The 18,969-nt window shown below is 71.5% G+C and carries 16 protein-coding genes and 4 pseudogenes; 6 read left to right on the top strand and 14 right to left on the bottom strand.

Annotation, left to right across the window (positions count from 1 at the left end):
* Nucleotides 1–137: 137 nt before the first annotated feature.
* Together GEV28_RS34795 and GEV28_RS34790 are read right to left on the bottom strand one after the other, a co-directional pair.
* Nucleotides 138–818: a response regulator gene (locus GEV28_RS34795; protein ID WP_291417324.1), complete on the bottom strand. Its 681-nt coding sequence runs from the start codon at nucleotides 816–818 to the stop codon at nucleotides 138–140.
* A pseudogene (locus GEV28_RS34790) lies at nucleotides 815–3,387 on the bottom strand (DUF4118 domain-containing protein). The gene GEV28_RS34795 and the pseudogene GEV28_RS34790 overlap by 4 nt, the downstream one beginning before the upstream one ends.
* 178 nt (nucleotides 3,388–3,565) lie before the next feature.
* Between GEV28_RS34790 and GEV28_RS34785 the strand changes: the two are divergent.
* Entirely contained in the window at nucleotides 3,566–4,309 is a 744-nt protein-coding gene (locus GEV28_RS34785; RefSeq protein ID WP_291417323.1) for a TetR/AcrR family transcriptional regulator, read from the top strand.
* Nucleotides 4,310–4,441: 132 nt separating this feature from the next.
* Here the strand turns inward: GEV28_RS34785 and mutM are convergent, their stop codons facing one another.
* The 6 genes from mutM to GEV28_RS34755 form a co-directional block, all read right to left on the bottom strand.
* Nucleotides 4,442–5,314 carry a bifunctional DNA-formamidopyrimidine glycosylase/DNA-(apurinic or apyrimidinic site) lyase gene (mutM, locus tag GEV28_RS34780; RefSeq protein WP_291417321.1) on the bottom strand — a complete coding sequence of 291 codons (873 nt, stop codon included), beginning with the start codon at nucleotides 5,312–5,314 and terminating at the stop codon, nucleotides 4,442–4,444.
* A 14-nt stretch (nucleotides 5,315–5,328) separates the two neighbouring features.
* Nucleotides 5,329–6,075, bottom strand: a complete 747-nt coding sequence (gene rnc / locus GEV28_RS34775) for a ribonuclease III (protein ID WP_291417318.1) — start codon at nucleotides 6,073–6,075, stop codon at nucleotides 5,329–5,331.
* Between the two features lie 27 nt (nucleotides 6,076–6,102).
* Nucleotides 6,103–6,285 carry a 50S ribosomal protein L32 gene (gene rpmF / locus GEV28_RS34770; protein ID WP_291417316.1) on the bottom strand — a complete coding sequence of 61 codons (183 nt, stop codon included), beginning with the start codon at nucleotides 6,283–6,285 and terminating at the stop codon, nucleotides 6,103–6,105.
* A gap of 39 nt (nucleotides 6,286–6,324) precedes the next feature.
* Nucleotides 6,325–6,882: a YceD family protein gene (locus GEV28_RS34765; RefSeq protein ID WP_291417314.1), complete on the bottom strand. Its 558-nt coding sequence runs from the start codon at nucleotides 6,880–6,882 to the stop codon at nucleotides 6,325–6,327.
* Nucleotides 6,883–6,961: 79 nt separating this feature from the next.
* Complete coding sequence (locus GEV28_RS34760; protein WP_291417312.1) at nucleotides 6,962–7,690, bottom strand: DivIVA domain-containing protein; 729 nt, start codon at nucleotides 7,688–7,690, stop codon at nucleotides 6,962–6,964.
* Nucleotides 7,691–7,785: 95 nt separating this feature from the next.
* Entirely contained in the window at nucleotides 7,786–8,505 is a 720-nt protein-coding gene (locus GEV28_RS34755) for a ribonuclease domain-containing protein (protein WP_291417310.1), read from the bottom strand.
* A gap of 99 nt (nucleotides 8,506–8,604) precedes the next feature.
* Between GEV28_RS34755 and GEV28_RS34750 the strand changes: the two genes are divergently transcribed.
* Entirely contained in the window at nucleotides 8,605–9,054 is a 450-nt protein-coding gene (locus tag GEV28_RS34750; RefSeq protein WP_291417308.1) for a GNAT family N-acetyltransferase, read from the top strand.
* Here GEV28_RS34750 and coaD read toward each other — a convergent pair.
* The gene (gene coaD, locus GEV28_RS34745; protein ID WP_291417306.1) at nucleotides 9,051–9,530 is read right to left on the bottom strand and encodes a pantetheine-phosphate adenylyltransferase; all 480 of its coding nucleotides are present in this window, start codon (nucleotides 9,528–9,530) and stop codon (nucleotides 9,051–9,053) included. The two genes, GEV28_RS34750 and coaD, sit on opposite strands and share 4 nt — an antisense overlap.
* 54 nt (nucleotides 9,531–9,584) lie before the next feature.
* The gene (gene rsmD / locus GEV28_RS34740; protein WP_291417304.1) at nucleotides 9,585–10,151 is read right to left on the bottom strand and encodes a 16S rRNA (guanine(966)-N(2))-methyltransferase RsmD; all 567 of its coding nucleotides are present in this window, start codon (nucleotides 10,149–10,151) and stop codon (nucleotides 9,585–9,587) included.
* Nucleotides 10,152–10,267: 116 nt separating this feature from the next.
* Here rsmD and GEV28_RS34735 point away from each other — a divergent pair, with 116 nt between their 5' ends.
* Together GEV28_RS34735 and GEV28_RS34730 are read left to right on the top strand one after the other, a co-directional pair.
* Nucleotides 10,268–12,397 (top strand): ATP-binding domain-containing protein, encoded by a 2,130-nt coding sequence (locus GEV28_RS34735; protein ID WP_291417302.1) that lies wholly within the window; start codon nucleotides 10,268–10,270, stop codon nucleotides 12,395–12,397.
* 89 nt (nucleotides 12,398–12,486) lie between these two features.
* The gene (locus GEV28_RS34730) at nucleotides 12,487–13,275 is read left to right on the top strand and encodes an alpha/beta hydrolase (RefSeq protein ID WP_291417301.1); all 789 of its coding nucleotides are present in this window, start codon (nucleotides 12,487–12,489) and stop codon (nucleotides 13,273–13,275) included.
* Here GEV28_RS34730 and GEV28_RS34725 read toward each other — a convergent pair.
* Entirely contained in the window at nucleotides 13,268–14,116 is an 849-nt protein-coding gene (locus GEV28_RS34725; RefSeq protein ID WP_291417299.1) for an SAM-dependent methyltransferase, read from the bottom strand. The genes GEV28_RS34730 and GEV28_RS34725 overlap by 8 nt on opposite strands.
* An 81-nt stretch (nucleotides 14,117–14,197) precedes the next feature.
* On the opposite strand from GEV28_RS34725, the pseudogene GEV28_RS42765 reads away from it, so the two are divergent.
* Nucleotides 14,198–14,635, top strand: a pseudogene (locus GEV28_RS42765) (class I SAM-dependent methyltransferase); the annotation flags it as partial.
* Between the two features lie 804 nt (nucleotides 14,636–15,439).
* On the opposite strand, the pseudogene GEV28_RS42760 reads toward GEV28_RS42765, so the two are convergent.
* The 3 genes and pseudogenes from GEV28_RS42760 to GEV28_RS34710 all read right to left on the bottom strand — a co-directional run.
* A pseudogene (locus tag GEV28_RS42760) lies at nucleotides 15,440–15,664 on the bottom strand (multicopper oxidase domain-containing protein); the annotation flags it as partial.
* A 547-nt stretch (nucleotides 15,665–16,211) separates the two neighbouring features.
* Nucleotides 16,212–16,472 (bottom strand): annotated as a pseudogene (locus GEV28_RS42755) (multicopper oxidase domain-containing protein); the annotation flags it as partial.
* A 316-nt stretch (nucleotides 16,473–16,788) separates the two neighbouring features.
* Nucleotides 16,789–17,394 carry a CGNR zinc finger domain-containing protein gene (locus GEV28_RS34710; protein WP_291417294.1) on the bottom strand — a complete coding sequence of 202 codons (606 nt, stop codon included), beginning with the start codon at nucleotides 17,392–17,394 and terminating at the stop codon, nucleotides 16,789–16,791.
* Nucleotides 17,395–17,458: 64 nt separating this feature from the next.
* On the opposite strand from GEV28_RS34710, the gene GEV28_RS34705 reads away from it, so the two are divergent.
* Entirely contained in the window at nucleotides 17,459–17,989 is a 531-nt protein-coding gene (locus GEV28_RS34705) for a hypothetical protein (protein WP_291417292.1), read from the top strand.
* The last annotated feature ends 980 nt before the right edge of the window (nucleotides 17,990–18,969 follow it).

Here is an 18,969-nt window from a genome sequence, read left to right as displayed (position 1 = left end):
TGTGGATCCACGTGGTTCCTGACAAGGCGGAGGAAAGCCGCTCGTACTGGATGTACTTGGGCTTTTCTCCAACGCCGTAACACAGACAGGGGCCGCTGTTGGCCGCAGCGGCGTAAAGGTTTCAGGGTCACGCGACACTAGATCTCGAAGCGGTAGCCCATCCCGGCCTCCGTCACCAGGTGCCGCGGACGGGACGGCTGCGGCTCCAGCTTGCGCCGCAGCTGGGCCAGGTACACCCGCAGGTAGTGGGTCTCCGACGCGTACGCCGGGCCCCACACCTCCTGCAGCAGCTGCTTCTGCGCCACCAGCCTTCCCTTGTTGCGCACCAACAGCTCGAGCACGCCCCACTCGGTGGGTGTCAGGTGCACCTCGGCACCGTCGCGCAGCACCTTCTTCGCCGCCAGGTCGACGGTGAACGACGCCGTCTCGACCACCGCGTCGACCGACGGCGCGGCGGCCTGCGCGCGGCGGACCGCCGCACGCAGCCGGGCCTGCAGCTCGTCCATCCCGAACGGTTTGGTGACGTAGTCGTCCGCGCCCGCGTCCAGCGCGGCCACCTTGTCCGCCGAGTCGGTGCGGGCGGACAGCACGATGATCGGCACCGAGGTCCATCCACGGAGGCCCTCGATCACGGTCGCGCCGTCGATGTCGGGCAGCCCCAGGTCGAGCACGACGACATCCGGACGCTCCGAGGCGGCCACCCGCAGCGCCTCGCTCCCGTCGGCGGCGGTCACCACCTCGTAGCCGCGCGCCGTCAGGTTGATCCGCAGCGCCCGCACGATCTGCGGCTCGTCGTCGACCACCAACACCTTGGTCACTCCTGGCTCCCACGATCTGCCGGCAGCGAGATCACCACGGTGAGCCCACCACCCGGCGTGTCCTCGGTCCTGATCGTGCCGTCCATGGCGTCCACGAAACCCTTCGCGACCGACATGCCCAGCCCCACGCCGCTCGACGTGTCACCCAGCCGCTGGAACGGCGCGAACTCCACCGAACCCCTGGCAGGCCGCGACCATGATCTACGACCCGCAGCTCCACCCGGTCCTCGTGCGCGCTGGCCCGCACCGCGAACGCCGGCTCCTCCTCGGCCACCGGCCGCGACGGCCGGCCGTGCCGCAGCGCGTTGTCCACCACGTTCGCGATCACCCGCTCCAGCAGTCCCGCGTCGGCCACCACCGCGGGCAGCCGCTCGTCGACGTCGACCGCCACCTCGGCCCGACCGTCCAAACCGGACAGCGCGCGGGCGACCACCTCGTCGTAGGTGACCGCGCGCAGCTGCGGACGAACCGCGCCGGTGGCGAGCCGGGACGAGTCGAGAAGGTTGCCGATCAGCCCGGAGAGCCGGTCCGCCGACTCCTCGATGGTCGCCAGCAGCTCCGCCGAGTCCTCTTCGGACAACGACAGGTCGGGCGCGCGCAGGCTCCCGACCGCCGCCTTGATCGACGTGAGCGGCGTGCGCAGGTCGTGCCCGACCGCCGACAGCAGTGCCGTGCGCAGCTCGGTGGTCTCCGCGTGCCGCTTGGCCTCGGCCGCCTCGCGCCGCATTCGCTGGTGCCGCAAGGCGAGCAGCGCCTGCCCGGCCACGGTCTCCAGCACGCCCCGGGTCTCCGCCGGCAGCGCCCGGCCGCGGAGCGCGAGATGCACGTCCGGGGTGACCGGCACGTCCACGTCCGCCTCGTCCGGCTGGTCGCACGGCGTCGGCCCGACGCACGCCACCCGTTCCCAGCCGCCGTCCCGCCGCTCCAGCAGCGCGACCGAGGTGAGCCCGAAGTTCTCCTGCACCTTCTCCAGCAACCGGTTCACCGGCTGCGGGTGGGTCAGCACCGTGCGCGCGTAGGACGACAGCAGCGACGCCTCGGTCCGCGCCTCCGCGGCCTGCACCGACCGCCGCGCGGCGCTGTCGACGACGAGCGCCACGAGCACCGCGACGATCACCATCACGACGAGCGTGATCAGGTTCTCGGTCTCGGCCACGTTCAGCGTGTAGATGGGCGCGGCGAAGAAGTAGTTCAGCAGCACGCCGGACAGCAGCGCGGCGACCAGTGCCGGACCGAGGCCGCCGACCAGTGCGACCAGCACGATGACGAGGAAGTAGGCGACCGCGTCGGTGGACAGGGTCAGCTCGTCGCGCAGCACCGCGCCGATGAGTGTCGCGACCGCAGGACCGAGCACGGCGAGCGCGAACCCGGTCAGCCGGCGCGACCGGGCCAGCGGGCTGCGCGCGACGTGCGGCCGCCAGCCCCGCCCGGCCTCGGCGTGGGTGACCATGTGCACGTCGATCGACCCGGACCGCTGCACCACGCCGGCGCCGACGCCCTCGTTGAACAGCCGGCCGAACCGCGAGCGCCGCGAGGTGCCGATGACGAGCTGGGTGGCATTGGCGCCGCGGGCGAAGTCGAGCATCGCGGTCGGGACGTCGTCGCCGATCACCGTGTGGAAGGACGCGCCCAGGTTCTCCGCGAGCTTGCGCATGGCGGCGACCGCTCGCGGGCCGACGCCGGTGAGGCCGTCGCCGCGCAGGATGTGCAGCACGAGCAGCTCCGCGCCGGCGTGGGCGGCGATCCGGCTGGCGCGGCGGACCAGCGTCTCGGTCTCCGGCCCACCGGTCACCGCGACCACGAGCCGCTCGCGCGCCTCCCACGTCTCGGTGATCTGCTGCTCGGTGCGGTAGCGCTGCAGCGCGACGTCGACCTGGTCGGCCACCCACAGCAGGGCGAGCTCGCGGAGCGCGATGAGGTTGCCGGGCCGGAAGTAGTTGCCGAGCGCGGCGTCGATGCGCCTGGCCGGGTAGACGTTGCCGTGCGCGAGCCGGCGGCGCAGCGCCTCCGGGGTGATGTCGATCAGCTCGAGCTGCTCGGCCTTGCGGACCACCTCGTCGGGGACGGTCTCCTGCTGCCGCACGCCGGTGATCCGCTCGACGACGTCGTTGACGCTCTCCAGATGCTGCACGTTGACCGTGGTGAGCACGGTGATACCGGCGGTCAGCAGCTCCTCGACGTCCTGCCACCGTTTGGGGTTGCGCGACCCGGACACGTTGCTGTGCGCGAGCTCGTCGACCAGCGCCACCTCCGGCTTGCGAGCGAGGACGGCCGCGACATCGAGCTCGGCGAACTCCCGGCCGCGGTGGATCACCGTGCGGCGGGGCAGGATCTCCAGCCCGGCGAGCAGCGCCTCGGTCTTCTCCCGCTCGTGCGTCTCGACCAGACCGACCACGATGTCGGTGCCGCGCTCGGCCCGCCGGTGCGCTTCGCCCAGCATCGCGTAGGTCTTGCCGACTCCCGGGGCCGCGCCGAAGTAGATGCGCAGCTCCCCGCGGCGCGGCTCGTCCCGGCGCGGTGCGTCGGCACCCGGCTCGGCGGTCCGCTCCACACGGCCAGTCTGCGCCATCTCACTCACCCCCGCGCCACCGTCACGCGGCGCCCCGCAGCTTTGACGACATCTTGACGTATTGGGTCACCCAGGACACATCCAGTGACATGCTTGCTAAGGCAACGACGTCCTTCAGATCCATGTCCGCCTGCAGTAGCGTTGCTTTCCGAAGGAATTTTATCCGGATAAGGCGCATATGAACGAGCTCGACGACCGCCCGGCCAGGCCCCGCCGGACCCGCGCGGACGCTCTCCGCAACCGGGAACAGATCCTGCGTGCCGCCGTTGACCTCATCATTGAGGAAGGACCGGCGGCTCCGATGGAGCTGATCGCGCGGCGCGCCAACGTCGGTATCGCGACGCTGTATCGGCACTTTCCAGACCGATCGGTCTTACTTCGCCAAGTCGCCCTGGACACGCTCCGTCAGTCCGCGGAGGAGGCGACGGCCGCGCTGGCCGAGGAGCAGGACGCCTTCACCGCGCTGGCCCGATTCATGCACGACGCGATCGACCTGCGGATCGGCGCCGTGATGCCGGTGTTGGCGGAACGCATCACGATGGACGACGAGCTGATGGAGGCCCGCCGGCTGTCCCGGGAGGCCCAGAACGCGCTGGCGTCGGCGGCCCACGAGGAGGGGTCGCTGCGACCCGACGTGACGGCGGGCGACATCAGCCTGCTGATCATCCGGCTGACGCCGCCACTGCCCGGGACGATGCCGGCTGAGGACAACCACCGCCTGAGCCACCGCCACCTGGAGCTCCTGCTGGACGGCCTGCTGCGCCTGTCGCACGACGACGGACTGCCGGGACCGGCGATGTCGATCAACGAGCTGACCCAGATCCAACCCGGCCCCGGCACGGGCCACGCGGGGATCTCGGCGGAGATCAGGGCGAAGGAACGCAGCCGCTGCTGGCACGCCCACGGCACCGACCGCCACTGACCCGCGAGTCCCCCACTCGCGCAGGTGCCGAACGTTGGATACGCGGGTCCCGAACGTTGGACTCGCGGGTCCTGGGCGTTGGACTCGCGGGTTCTGGACGTTGGACTCGCGGGTCCTGGGAGGTCGGCGGTGTCAGGGGCTCGATGGGGTCGCCCGGGGCCTCGGCTGGCAGCGGGGGCAGGAGAAGGACGACCGGTTCATGAAGGGCTCCCGCCGCACCGGGCGACCGCACCGGGGGCACGGCAGGCCCTCCTGGCCGTACACCGCGAGCGAGCGGTCGAAGTAGCCGGACTGGCCGTTGACGTTGACGTACAGCGCGTCGAAGCTCGTGCCGCCCTGGCCGAGCGCCTCGGCCATCACCTCGGTGGCCATGGTCAGCACCTCGGTCGCGCGGGCCGCGGAGAGCTTGTCCGTCGGACGGGCCCAGTGCAGCTTCGCCCGCCACAAAGCCTCGTCCGCGTAGATGTTGCCGATCCCGGACACCAGCGACTGGTCCAGCAACGCCCGCTTCAGCTCGGTGCGCTTGCGGCGCAGGGCGGCCACCGTCGCCGGCAGCGAGAAGCGCGGATCCATCGGGTCGCGGGCGATGTGGGCGATCATGGCGGGCACCGGGGTGCCGTCGACCTCGGCCAGGTCGTCCAGGGAGAAGCCGCCGAACGTGCGCTGGTCGACGAACCGCAGCTCCGGACCGTCGTCGGCGAAGGTGAACCGGATGCGCAGGTGCTTCTCGTCCGGGGCGCCGGCCGGCTGGACGAGCAACTGGCCGCTCATGCCCAGGTGTGCCAGCAGCGCCTCGCCGTCGTCGAGGGAGATCCACAGGTACTTGCCGCGCCGGGACACCGTGTCGACGTGCCGGTCGACCAGCCGGGACGTGAAGTCCACCGGCCCGGGCAGGTGGCGGCGGACGGCCCGCGGATGCAGGACCTCGACCGAGCGCAACCGCCGGTCGGTGACGTGTGCCGCGAGGCCCCGGCGAACGACCTCGACCTCGGGTAACTCGGGCATCTAGGCTCGGATGTCTACGATGGGGGTTCCTGCTTGGCGGACTTGGTCAGCTCGGACAGCGTGCGCCACGCGGCCTCGGCCGCCTTCTGCTCGGCTTCCTTCTTGGTCCGGCCGTCCCCGCTCCCCCGGTCGATCCCCGCCACGATGACCGTGGCGGTGAACTCCTTGCGGTGGTCGGGGCCCTCCTCCTGCACCCGGTACTCGGGCACCCCGAGGCTCGCCTGCGCGGTGAGCTCCTGCAGCGACGTCTTCCAGTCGAGGCCGGCGCCGAGCAGCGGCGCCTCGGTGAGCAACGGGTCGAACAGCCGGTGCACCAACGCGCGCGCGGCCTCGACGCCGTGCGCGACGTAGACCGCGCCGATCACGGCCTCCATGCCGTCGGCGAGGATGCTCGCCTTGTCGCGTCCGCCGGTGAGCTCCTCGCCCCTGCCCAGCAACAGGAACGCGCCAAGCCCCGCGTCGCCGAGGCCGCGGGCGACCCCGGCCAGCGCGTGCATGTTGACGACACTCGCCCGCAGCTTCGCCAGGTGGCCCTCGGGCATCTCCGGATGCGTCCGGTACAGGTGGTCGGTGACGACCAACCCGAGCACGGCGTCGCCCAGGAACTCCAGGCGCTCGTTGGGCGGCAGCCCACCGTTCTCGTACGCGTAGGAGCGATGGGTCATGGCAAGCGTCAGCAGCTCGGCGTCAAGTTCGACGCCGAGCGCTTCGAGCAGCTCGGCGGGGTCGGCCGCCGGCCCCCGCGCCGCTTTAGCCCCCACAGCCACTCACCACCATCGCAGCGCTGATCAGGCGGGCTCGGTGACCTGACGACCGTCGTACTGCCCGCACTCGGGGCAGACGACATGCTGGGGCTTGGGTTTCCGGCAGGCTCGGTTCGAGCACTCCACCAGGTGCGGGGCGCTGGTCTTCCACTGGGACCGGCGTGTGCGCGTGTTGGAACGCGACATCTTCCGCTTGGGGACGGCCACGACTCAATCTCCTTCTACAAAGCTCAAAGTGGGAGGGACTCACTCGTCCCGATCCGTGCTGAACCGCTCGGTGAGCGCGGCCCACCGAGGGTCAATGGTCTCATGCCGGTGATCGGGACCGAGATCGGCCCACTTGGCGCCGCATTCCGGGCACAGCCCGGCGCAGTCCGGGGTGCACAGCGGCACGCTCGGCAGCGCCAGCACGGCCGCGTCCCGGACCACCGGCCCGAGGTCGACGAGGTCGTCGACCAGCCGGGCGACCTCGTCCTCGTCGGTGGTCTGCTCGGTGGCGCTGTCCGGGTAGGCGAACAGCTCGGTGAACGGGACCTCGATCTCCTCGCCGGAGATCAGGTCGAGGCAGCGCGAGCACTCCCCCTCGACGGGCACGAGCGCGGTGCCGGACACCAGCACGCCCTCGACCACGGACTCGAGCAGCACGTCCAGCTCCACCTCCGCGCCCTTGGGCACGGCGATGACACCCTCGACCCCGAGCGCCTCCCGGGTGTGGACCACTCGGTGCACGTCGCGGGACAGGCCCGGCCGGCGGCCGAGCTCCCGGGTGTCGACGACCCACGGGCTCCTGCGTTGTTCGGACATGACGAACTCGACGCTTCCCAACATGTGATTTGTTCCGGCGCGCGATCGCACCGACGACCCGACCAGCGTACGCGACCCGTCAGTCCTGGTAGTCGAACGGCGCCGCGTTCACCGACGGGATGCCGTTCAGGGCGCCGCCGCGCAGGTGGGCGCGACCCTTGTCGACCGTGCGGAGGGTGTGCGTGAGCAGGTCGCCGAACTCGGCCAGCTTGCTGTCGACGTACTCGTCGCACTCGGCGCGCTGCCGGGCCGCCTCGTCCGCGGTCGCGTCGAGGACACGGGCCGACTCCGCGTGCGCGGCCTGCACGACGTCGGTCTGGGAGACCAGCCGGGCCTGCTCGAGCCGGCCGTCCTCGACCGAGCGCTCGTAGGACTCGCGGCCGGCCTGGATCATCCGCTCCGCCTCGGACTGGGAACGGGACACGAGGTCGTCGTACTTGGCCTGGCCTGCGGCCACGGTCCGGTCGGCCTGGCCCTCGGCCTCGGCGACCAGCCGGTCGGCGTGCGCGCGAGCCTCGGCGACGAGGCGCTCCGCCTCCGCGCGGGCCTCGGCGACGGCCTGCTCGGCCTCGAGGTTGGCCTTGCTGATCGTCTGCTCGGCCTCGTGCTCGGCCTTGCCGACGATCTCGTCCTTGCGGTCCAGCACGTCCTGCGCGTCGTCGACCTCGGCCGGCAACGCGTCCCGGACCTCGTCGAGGAGCTCCAGGATGTCCCCCCGAGGCACCACGCAGCTCGAGGTCATCGGCACTCCCCTGGCTTCCTCCAGGATCGTGACCAGCTCGTCGAGCGCCTCGAACACCTTGTACACCCGTGCCTCCTCGCCCTACCCCGGCGCGCATGACCGCGTCATCCAGTTTGCCGTCTCACGCTGGGCGGTCGGGGGAGGTCGGGGCCTGTGGCGTGTCAGCCGTCCACGTCGACCAGGACGAACGTGGCGTAATGGTCGGGGGTGTAGAAGAACTCGCCCGCGCCACCGGCGATCAGCCGCTGGTCACCGCTGTCCGCACCGCTCGGCGCCGGCACGGCGTAGAGGTGGTAGTAACCCGACGCGCAGGCCGGGAGCACGCCCTCGCGGTTCTCGTAGACCGTGCCGTCGTTGGGGAACGGGTACGGCCCACCCGCGCCCACCAGCGCGATCGTGTCGGCCACCTCGCCGGGCAGGCTCGACAGCGGCACCTCGTCCAGGCCGGCCGGGTCGCCGCACGAGCCGCCGCCACCGGCGAGGTCGATCAGCACGAAGCTCGCGTAGTGGTCGTCGGTGTAGAAGTGCTCACCCGCCGATCCGGTGACGATCCGCCGCGCCCCGCGGTCCGGGCTGCCGGGCGTCTCCACGGTGTACTCGTGGTAGTAGCCGCTCGCGCAGTCGGGCAGGATCGCCTCGCGGTTCGAGAAGACCGTCCCGTCCTGCGGGTACGGGAACGGTCCGCCGGACTCGATCAGCTCGGCCGTCTCGGTCGCCTCCGGCGGCAGGTCGCCGAGCGGCACGACGTCGTAGCTGGACGTGTCGCCGCACTCCGGTTGGGCGACCGCCGTCAGCGTGCTCGGCTCCTGCGCCGCGAAGCTGGCAGTGGTGAGGCCGAGCAGCCCCAGAGTGGTGATCAGCAGGGTGAGTAGCGTCTTCACAGGTTTTGGTGTGACGTTGCTCATTTTCCGACCGTAACCCGTACGAGTGGCCGGAAATAGCCGCCGATAGTCGGGACCCCATGAGTTTCAATGGCGTTCATGGACAGTCTGGTCATTCGTCGTGCCACCGCCGAGGACGTCGCCGTGATCGTCGACATGCTCGTCGACGACCCGCTCGGCGCGAAGCGCGAGGCACCCGGCGACGCGGCCTACGCCGAGGCGTTCAAGGAGATCGAGGCCGACCCGCGGCAGTTCCTCGCGGTGGCCGAGATCGGTGGCGAGGTCGTCGGCACCATGCAGCTGACGTTCATCCCGGGGCTGTCCCGGCGCGGGTCGACCCGGGCGCTGATCGAGGCGGTTCGGGTCCGCGCGGACCAGCGGGGCTCGGGCCTGGGGCAACAGCTCGCGGAGTGGGCCATCGATACGGCCCGGGCTCGGGGCGCGGCGATGGTGCAGCTCACCACGGACGCCAGCCGGGTGGACGCGCACCGGTTCTACGAGCGGCTCGGCTTCGTCGCGAGCCATGTCGGGATGAAGCTCGCCCTCTAGTTCTCGGCCAACCGCTTGCGCAGGCGCTGGTGGACGTTGTCCGGCAGCAGGTGCGCGACGTCGCCGCCGTAGGTGGCGACCTCCTTGACCAGCGAGCTGGACAGGAAGCTGTTCAGCGGCTTGGTCGGCATGAAGAGCGTCTCCACACCGGTGAGCTGCTGGTTCATCTGCGCCATCTGCAGCTCGTAGTCGAAGTCGCTGACCGCGCGCAGGCCCTTGACGATCGCCTGGATGTCGTTCTGCCGGCAGAAGTCGACGAGCAGCCCGTACCACGAGTCGATCCGCACGTTCGGCACGTGCGCCACCGCCTCGCCGAGCATCTCCATGCGCTCCTCGACGGAGAACAGGCCGCGCTTGTTCTTGTTGATGAGCACGGCGACGACGACCTCGTCGAACACGGCGGCGGCCCGCTCGAGGATGTCGAGGTGGCCGTTGGTGGGCGGGTCGTAGGAACCAGGACACACCGCGCGCCTCATAAGCGCGGACCGTATCAGCAGAAACCGCTTCCGACAGCTCGACGGTGGTCCTGATCACCCATCGGGGCGGCCCACCGCGGCCCAGTGCAGCTCCGTGTCGCCGTAGCGGCGGACCTTGCCCGCCACCAGCGGCTCCGGCCAGTCCGGCGGTCCCGAGCGCCGGGCCCGCTCGACGATGACCAGCGAGCCGGACCGGACCCAGCCCTTGCCCACGAGCGCGTCCAGGTCGGCCCGCAGCGCCGCGGCGTCGAGCGCGTACGGCGGGTCGGCCAGCACCAGGTCGAACGGCACTCCCGGCGACTCCGCGAGCACCGTCGCGACGCGACCCGGCCGGGGCACCGCGCCGGTGCGGCCTACCGTCGCGATGTTCTTGCGCAGCACGGCGAGCGCGCCCTGGTCGGACTCCACGAGCATCGCCGTGGCCGCGCCTCGGGACAGCGCCTCCAGGCCGAGCGCGCCGGTGCCGGCGTAGAGGTCGAGCACCCGGGCGCCGTCGAGGTCCATGGCGGCCTCGATCGCGCTGAACAGGGCCTCCCGCACCCGGTCCGACGTCGGCCGGGTGCCGCGCTTGGGCACGGCGAGCTGCCGCCCGCCCGCGGTCCCGGCCACGATCCTGGTCACCGACACATGGTGGCGCAGGTAACTGTGATCAGGGTGTCCCACCCCCGGGTCGGCCGATTCGCGTAGAGTCGCTCTTCCAACTTTCACCTCACGCAGGCACACCGGGGAGCGGCTGGGTGTCGCACACCTCTGTCAGGCAGGCCGAGATCGCGGCCGAGCAGGCGCACGTCGATGTCGTGTATGCGCGGGTCGAGGAGATGCGCGTCGAGGCGCGGGACATGCGCCGCCGGGGCGACCAACTCGCGCACGGGGCCCGCAACGAGGCCATCTTCGAACAGGCCGCGATGCTGTTCGAACGCGACGTGATGGTCCGCCACGCCAACCAGATCCTCCGCAGCCTCGACTCCGAGCACGAGGGCCTGGTCTTCGGCAGGCTCGACACCACCACCGACGGCGACGGCTCGGACACCGAGACGATGTACGTGGGCCGGCTCGGCATCCGGGACGTGAACTTCGACAACCTGGTGACCGACTGGCGCGCGCCGGCCGCCGCCGCGTTCTACCAGGCGACCGCAGAGGAGCCGATGAACGTGGTGCGGCGGCGGGTCATCCGCTCGACCGGCCAGTCCGTTGTGGACATCGACGACGACCTGCTGGCGCCGGAGAAGCGGCCCGCCGGGATGGCGGTCGTCGGCGAGGGCGCGCTGATGGCCTCGCTCACCCGCGCGCGGGGCGACCGGATGCGCGACATCGTCGCCACGATCCAGAAGGAGCAGGACGAGGCGATCCGGGCGCCGTGGCGCGGGATCACCGAGATCACCGGCGGGCCGGGCACGGGCAAGACCGCGGTGGCGCTGCACCGGGTGGCCTACCTGCTCTACCGGGACCGGCGGCGGATGGGCGGCTCCGGCGTGCTGGTCATCGGGCCGTCGCCGGCGTTCACGTCCTACATCTCGCGCGTGCTGCCGTCGATGGGTGAGGACACGGTCGAGCTGCGCTCGCTCGGCGAGGTGCTCGACGGGGCCCGCGCCACCGGCAACGACGCGCCGGAGGTGAACCGGATCAAGGGGTCGCTGCGGATGCGCCGGGTGCTCAAGCGGGCGCTGCGCGAGGCCCCGCCGGACGCGCCGGAGGAGCTGCGGATCACCTACCGCGGCGAGGTGCTGAAGCTGGACGCGCGGGAGCTCGCCCGGGTCCGGCGGTCCGTGCACGGGGCCGGCCGGCCGCCGAACCAGTCCCGGGTGGACGCGGCGGAGGCGCTGCTGGAGGCGCTGTGGCGGCAGGCCGACGGCCGGCCGGGCGTGGATCGCGCCGAGCTCGTCACCGACCTCGGCGAGCGGATCGACTTCCACCGGTTCGTGGTGGTGTGGTGGCCGATCGTGTCGGCGGCCGAGGTGCTGGTGTGGTTCACCGACCGCGCCCGGCTGGCGGCGGCGGCCGGGCGGGCGCTGTCCGCGGCCGAGATCGAGCTGCTGGCGTCGTCGTGGGAGTCGACCACCGGGCCGACCGTGGCCGACGTGGCGCTGCTGGACGAGCTGCGGGTGCTGCTGGGCCAGCCGCCGAAGCGGCACCGCAGGCGGGCCGCCGCGCAGGCGGCCGAGCTGCGCTCGTGGGGCATGGACTCCTCCTCGGCGCCGCGGCGCACCGAGCACTACGACGAGTACTCGCACATCGTCGTCGACGAGGCGCAGGACCTGTCGCCGATGCAGTGGCGGATGGTGGGGCGGCGCGGCAGGTACGCGAGCTGGACCATCGTCGGCGACCCGGTGCAGAGCTCGTGGCCGGACCCGACCGAGGCCGCGTCGGCCCGGTCGACGGCGCTGGGTCCCCGCTCGGCGCACCGCCGGTTCACCCTGGCGACGAACTACCGGAACTCCGCGGAGATCTTCGCGCTGGCCGCCCACGTGGTCGGCGACGTGGCGACCGCGGACCAGCTCCCGACCGCGGTGCGCAGCACCGGGGTGAAGCCGTCGATCCGCGCGCTGTCCGCGGAGGAGCTCCCCGCGGCGGTCCGCACGGCCGCGCGGGAGCTCCTGTCCGACGTGGACGGCACGGTGGGCGTGATCACGTCGACCGGTCGGGTCGCCTCGGTCCGCGCCGCGCTGTCCGAAGTGGACGACCCGCGGCTCGCGGTGGTCGACGGCCTGGAGGCGAAGGGCCTGGAGTACGACGCGGTCGTCCTGGTGGAGCCGAACGAGCTGATCACCGAGTCGACGACCGGCCCGCGCACCTTGTACGTGGCCCTCACCCGGGCCACCCAGCGCCTGACCGTCCTGACCACCGACCCCTCCTGGCCGGGCAGCTGAGGATTTCCCGCACCCGATGTCGAACCGGGCCGAGCGTGTCCGACCTGGTCGTGACAGTCTGCCCGGGGCTGCGCATCGAGGAGGTAGCCATGGACAAGGTTCGGTCGGCGGACGGCACGGCCATCGCTGTCGAGGCGGTCGGCCACGGGGCGCCGGTGGTACTGGTCGACGGCGCGTTCGGCAACCGGGGGTTCCCCTCGGCGGTCGCGGACGGGCTGAGCGCCGCGTTCACGGCCGTCCGGTACGACCGGCGGGGGCGCAACGACAGCGGCGACGCGCCGGACTACGCCACCGAGCGGGAGATCGAGGACCTGGCCGCGGTGCTCGCCGCCGCCGGTGGTGAGGTGGCGGTCTTCGGGATGTCCTCCGGCGCCTGCGTCGCGCTCGACGCGGCCGCCGCCGGGCTGCCGATCACCCGGCTCGCCCTGTACGAGCCGCCGTTCGTGGTCGACGACACGCGCCCGCCCTTGCCGGCGGACTACGTCGAGACGCTGAACCGGCTCGTCGCGGCCGGCAGGCGTGGGGACGCGGTCGAGTACGCGCTCACCACCGCAGTGGGCATCCCGGCCGAGCTCGTCGCGCAGGTCCGGCAGGACCCGAACTGGCCCGCCATGGAGGCGGTCGCGCACACGCTCGCCTACGACGGCGCGTTCCAGGCGGATCTCATGCGTGGCCGCCCGCTCCCCGCGGACCGCTGGGCCGAGGTCACCCAGCCGGTGCTCGTCATCGACGGTGACGCGAGCCCCGACTGGGCGCGCAACGGGGTGGGCGCGGTCGCGACCCTGCTGCCGACGGCCCGCCGCGCGTCCCTGCCGGGACAGACCCACGACGTCGACGCCGCCGTACTGGTGCCGGTGCTGGTGGACTACCTCAGCTGACCACCGCGTGGACGAGCATCGACAGCCGCCGCGGGCGCAGTGAGTCGGTGCGTCGCCACAGGGCGTCGGGCACCGCCGCACGCTGCCCGACGGCACGCACCTGCTCGAACCCGTGTCTCGCCAGCAGCCCAGCCATTTCCTCGGTGGAGAGGAAGGTGAGCCATGGCTCGCCGCCCTCGGCCGACACGGGCGCGACGCCGGCCACATACGCGTCGCCGTCCGCGTCTCGCTCGCCCTCCGGGAGCATGTGGTCGGCCACGAGCTCGGTGCCCGGCGCGAAGCGGCCGACCACCGCCAGTACCTCCTCGATCGCGGCGAGGTCCAGGTACATCAGCACGCCGTGCCAGCCGACCAGCGCCGGTCGCGCCGGGTCGAACCCGCCGTCGACCAGACCGGAACGCAACGAGTCGATCTCGAAATCCACCGGAATGTGCGTCACAGACCCGCGCGGCGCAATTCCCGACAGAACGGATCGCTTGTATTCCTGGGTGGCCGGATGGTCCACCTCGAACACCCGCACCTCCTCGGCCAGCGGCGACCGGTAGGCGAACGAGTCGAGGCCCGCGCCGAGCAGAACGTATTGTTCGACGCCGCGCGCGACGGCCTCGGCGAGCCGGTCCTCCGTATACCTCGCACGGACCGTGACCTGGGCGCGAGCCGAGGACAGCACGAGATGCCCGCCGTGCTTCTGGTGGTAGGCGATGAGCTCCGCGGCCCGCTCGGCGAGCAGGTGCGCGGCGAGCGGGTCGTCGAGAATGAGCGGTGGATGGTCGACCAGGCGATGGGCCGCGCGGGCGGCGGCGGCCATGAGGGCCGTCCGGCTGAGCTGTTCTGAAATCACGGCGGCGACCCTACCGAACGATTTTCCCATCATATCACAAAAAGAAATCTTTCGAAAGAGATCGGGAATAACGACTCTACGATGAAACCGGGCCGACAAAGGAGTCCGGATGGCCGTCGACAACGACCTCTACGACCGCCTCGCCGAGGACTGGTGGCGCGAGGACGCGCTGCCCAACGTGCTGCGGACCGGCGACAACCCGGCCCGGATGGGCATCATGCGGCGCATGATCGGCGAGGTGCACGGCCGCGAGCCCGCCGGCGGGTGCTCGACGTCGGCTCCGGAGAAGGGCTCCTCGCCGAGGAGTTCGCCCGGCTGGGCTGCCAGGTGGCCGGCGTCGACCCGTCGGTGCGGTCGGCCGCGGTGGCCCGCCGGCACGCGGCCGAGTCGGGGCTCCTGATCGACTACCACGTCGGCGTCGGCGAGCGGCTTCCCTTCGCCGACGGGGTGTTCGACTATGTCTACTGCTGCGACGTGCTCGAGCACGTCGACGGCCTCGACCGGGTCGTCGCCGAGGCCGCGCGCGTGCTGGCGCCGGGCGGCCGCTACCTGTTCGACACGATCAACCGGACCCTGCGGCGCGCCGGCCCGCGCCCCGGCCCCGTCACCGGCATCGTCCCGGAGGCGGGCCCGGTCGCGGCGATCCGGCACATGCGCGCCCGGGCCCGCGGTGAGCTGGACTTCGTCGCGTTCGGCCGCGCCATGATGATGCGCGAAGGCCGCGGCACGTCCGTCTCCTACGCCGGCTACGGCGTCAAGCCCGATCGGCAGCTCGTTGGTGAGCGTCAGCTCCAGCACCTCGCCCTTGCGGGCCGGATGGCGATCGGACGGACCTCGCGGGTGGCCCTCCTCGAGCTGGCGCCGGAACTCCGCCACACCGCCCGCCTCGTCGATCTCCTCCCGCAGCACGAAGAACACCGCGCGGTGGTCGTGCCAGCTGTTGTGGTGCTCGCCGCCGTCACCGCCCGCGGACTCGTAGTAGTCGACCGTGCCTTCCAGCACCACGAGGTGGTAGCGGCGGACCGGCGCCTCCGGGTCCAATGTGGACTTGGTGAACGCCTCGCCCGGCTGCGGGTCCGGGCAGAACGCGTTGCGCTCCAGCTCGGTCGGCTCGCGGCCCATGCCCTCGGGCATCAGCGGGGTGCGCGGCGGGCGCGGCGACTTCTGCGGGAACTCGCCCGCGATGAACGCGGGGAAGCCGGGCCGCTCGGCGGTCGGCGGATCCGGCGCCGGGTGCCCGGGCAGCGGCCGCAGCGGCTCGATCGGCGTGCCGTCCGGGTGGTGGCCGGAGCCGTCCTGCAGCTTGTCGAACACCCGCCACATGCCCCACATACCGGCGTGGACGTGCGGGTAGAGATGGCAGTGCCAGATGATGTCGCCCGTGGCGCGCTGCACGGAGCCCGCGCCGCCGATCGGCTCGATGGTGAACGCCTGCTCCGGGGTGATCGAGATCGAGTCGATGATCGGCGACCCGTCGTGCCCCGGCACCGCGCGCCACTGGTGCAGGTGCAGGTGGAACACGTGGGTCTCCTTGACCCCCGCGTGCACCCAGGCGGATCTTCGCGCGGTCCCCTTGGTAGGCGCGGAAGATCGGCGTGGCCGGGTCGCCGAACAGCCACGAGCTGTGGTGCTGCTCCTCGCCGACCATCGCGTCCCGCGCCGGGTCGATCCTGCCGTGCTCCAGCAGCCGCTCGAAGGCGAGTGAGCGCCAACCCATCGGCTCGGTGCGGTAGCTCATCAGCATCATCGAGTGCGCCGTCTCGGCGGGCGCCTCGTGGTCGCCGTGCTCGCCGCCGTGGTCGGGGAAGAGCACCGGAGGGAGCCGCTCCTCGCCGCGGATCACCGAATGTCCGTGCGGGCTCGGCAGGTCGCACTCGTAGGTCGGGTGCGGCGGGTCGACCAGGTTGTCGTTGGGCGTCTCGTCCTGCATGAACACGACGTACTCGCGGAAGCTCGGCTCGCCAGGGACGTGGATGTCGGCGTAGAGCCCGTCGACGATCGGGTCGCCCGTGCGCGGGTCCGTCCACTGTGCACTGGCGGGCTCGACGACGAGCGCGCCGAACAGGCCGTGCGCGTTCGGACCCTGCTCGCCGCCACGGGGATCGGCGAGGTCGTGGAAGAAGAACACGCCCTCGGTGGCGCACTCCCAGACGTAGTTCCGCTGCCCGCCCGCCGGGGCGGCCGAGTCCGGGTTGCGGCCGACCGCGCCGCCGTCCGCGATGTGCACGTCGTAGCCGACGCCCTGCGGGTGGATGCCTGCCGGCCGGTCGAGCTCGTTGCGGAAGTTGACGACCACCTGGTCGCCGACGTGCGCCCGCAGAACGAGCGGCCGGACCAGCGGGTCCGGCTTCGGCATCAGCTCGGGATGGTCGACCGGGTGCGGGAACGGGTCCGGCCAAGCCGCCTCGATCTCGCGCAGTGCCGCCTCGTTCTCGGCGAGCGCGAAGATCATCCCGTTGCGGTCGTGGTCGCCGTGCGCGTCGTAGGCGATCGGTACCCGGAGCGCGACGACGCCGAAAGAACGGACACTCATGTGAACCCCCAAAGGTTCCCCAGCCGATCGGACCCCAACCGATCGGACCGGCCCCCCAGCCGGTGACACACCGTAACGTCGATCCGGCCATGATCGCCATAGCCTCACGAAATATGGACCGAACGAGTTGAGCGTCCTATCACTTGTTCACCCGCTGGCGGGCCGCGTGGGCGCGAACCTTCGCGCGGTTGCCGCACGCGGCCATGCTGCACCAGACGCGCCGGCCGCGCGGGTCCAGGAAGAGCCACCCGCAGCTGTCGCCGGGGCAGGCGCGGACGGTGGTCCTTTCCTTGCTGTCCAACAGGTCCACGGCGGCGAGCGCGGCCGCGAGCAGGGGTAGCCGAACGTCCTCCGTGGACGGTAGGCGGAAGCCCGCCGCGCCATCCAGATCCCGGGTGAACCGGCGCAGGGCGTTCGCCTCGTCGGCGAACGTCGCGACATCGGCGAACGCGTTCGCGTCGGCGTCGCCGAGCACGCGGTAAAGCGCCGACCGGAGCACGCACACATCGGCGAGCGCGCGCCGCGCACGCTCGGTGTGCGCCTGGATGTCCAGGGGTGCGGCCGGGCCGATCAGACCGGTGAACTCCGCCCATGCGGCGAGCTTCCCGTAGCCGGTGAGCCATTCGTGGCCGGGCTCGTCGGCCCAGCCCGCATACGTGTTGCACAGCTCGAGGGCGGGATGGCCACTGATCGGCTTGGGCAGCACGGCGTCGCCGAACCGCACCGCGTAGGGCGGGAGCCGCATGTTGCCTCCCTTGACTCGACTAACCGCTTGTGTAGAGACTACCGGTTAGCGGAAGGAGAGGACATTGCGACTTCTTGCCATGGCCGCGGTGGCGGCCGTCCTGCTCGTCGGGGTCTCGGGAACCTCGGCGTCGGCCGACGAGGGGCCGGCCGGCTTCGACCCCGAGCCCTGGCAGCCCTACGAGGCGACCGACTTCGTCGCCCCGGCGGGCAAGTACTGCGCGTTCGACCTGGCGGTGGCCGCGCTCGAGGACGAGGAGGAGGTGCGGGTCGACGCCAGGTACGCCGACGGCGCGGTCCGGCTGTACGAGTACCGCGGCAAGCTCGTCGCCCGGTTCACCAACATGGCCACCGGCGAGTCCGCAGTGCGCGACCTGTCCGGCCGCGCGTGGACGGACATGTACCCGGACGGCGTGACGATGCGGTCGTTTACCGGGCTCGGGCCGTTCAGCCTGGGCTTTCGCGCCGAGGACGGCTACCCGCGGGGCTACTACCGGCTCGACGGGCTGCACTCGATCAGCTTCTCCGACACGGGGATCCGGGACATGACCATCGACGCCGGACCCGCAGAGAACATGTGCGCGACCTTGAGCTAACCCGGCTTTCACAAGGACGAGGACCTACCGCGACCACCCGGTAATCCCACGCCGGGAGGGAGCCTTTCCGGGGAACCGTCGGTGACGTCGTGTAGCGAGTGTGGTGACACGCCGGACTTGTTGTGGCGCAGGGAAAGCCGAGGACCCGGTATGAAGATGGTCCGACCAAAGACTTCTCACCACGGGAGCTTCGCTGCTTGCTCGGTCTGTCGTGGCGGGCGCCGACCGGTTCGCCGCGTGGCCGTGACGCTCGTCTGCGCTGACTGATCTCGCCGAGCCCGGGAACGGCGTCGGTCACTGCGATCACCGGCTGGGTTGCCGACGTGCCCGCCGATCTGCTGACCGGCTTGTATGCCCGCTGCGGCACCGACCGGGGTGGTAGCGCCGTCGAAAGCCCCGTTGTGGCGGGTGGTGACCGGCCCTGCCGCGGCGGACGCGGTGATCGGCGTGGCTGCTGGACCGAGCCAGCAGCCGGCGGTGTGGCTGAGGTCGCGATGAACGGCAGGACCCTACGCGGCGCCAAAGACAGCAACGGCAACCAGACACACCTGCTCGCCGCGATGACCCACACCGGCTTGGTCGGCGCCAGGTCCCGCCCGCACCACCCGATCCGACCTTCCCACACGCCAACCAGATCACTGAGCGGTGCGGCCAGGTGCGCTGGGTCGGGCTTGGGTGGGGCCAACCCGCGCAACCTTCACCCTCGAACTCAACTAAACGATCTTGAACAGCCGCGCTGCGGACACGGTGGGTGTGTGCCGACCCGATGGGGTGAAACCGTTGCCGTACAACGGAAATTGCTCACCTCCTTCGGTAGAATCGACCATATGTGCGAGCCGATTGTCGAGCTACCCGACGACCCCACCCCCGAGGCTGTGCCGTTGGCGACGGCACGCGGGTTCACGCGGGCGGCGTGGCAGAACGAGGGACACTCACTGGAACAACTCGCCCTGTTCGCGGCGGCCAGTGGTGGCGAGTTC

Source organism: Actinophytocola sp., from assembly GCF_009379765.1.
In the GTDB taxonomy this organism is placed as follows: domain Bacteria; phylum Actinomycetota; class Actinomycetes; order Mycobacteriales; family Pseudonocardiaceae; genus Actinophytocola.
This window is presented reverse-complemented; position numbering and strand designations above follow the sequence as displayed.

Excerpts from the sequence above, each read along its gene's own strand:
- GEV28_RS34785 (WP_291417323.1), top strand. The coding sequence starts at position 3,566 with ATGAACGAGCTCGACGACCGCCCGGCCAGGCCCCGCCGGACCCGCGCG.
- mutM (WP_291417321.1), bottom strand. The coding sequence starts at position 5,314 with ATGCCCGAGTTACCCGAGGTCGAGGTCGTTCGCCGGGGCCTCGCGGCA.
- GEV28_RS34765 (WP_291417314.1), bottom strand. The coding sequence starts at position 6,882 with ATGTCCGAACAACGCAGGAGCCCGTGGGTCGTCGACACCCGGGAGCTC.
- GEV28_RS34750 (WP_291417308.1), top strand. The coding sequence starts at position 8,605 with ATGGACAGTCTGGTCATTCGTCGTGCCACCGCCGAGGACGTCGCCGTG.
- coaD (WP_291417306.1), bottom strand. The coding sequence starts at position 9,530 with ATGAGGCGCGCGGTGTGTCCTGGTTCCTACGACCCGCCCACCAACGGC.
- GEV28_RS34730 (WP_291417301.1), top strand. The coding sequence starts at position 12,487 with ATGGACAAGGTTCGGTCGGCGGACGGCACGGCCATCGCTGTCGAGGCG.
- GEV28_RS34710 (WP_291417294.1), bottom strand. The coding sequence starts at position 17,394 with ATGCGGCTCCCGCCCTACGCGGTGCGGTTCGGCGACGCCGTGCTGCCC.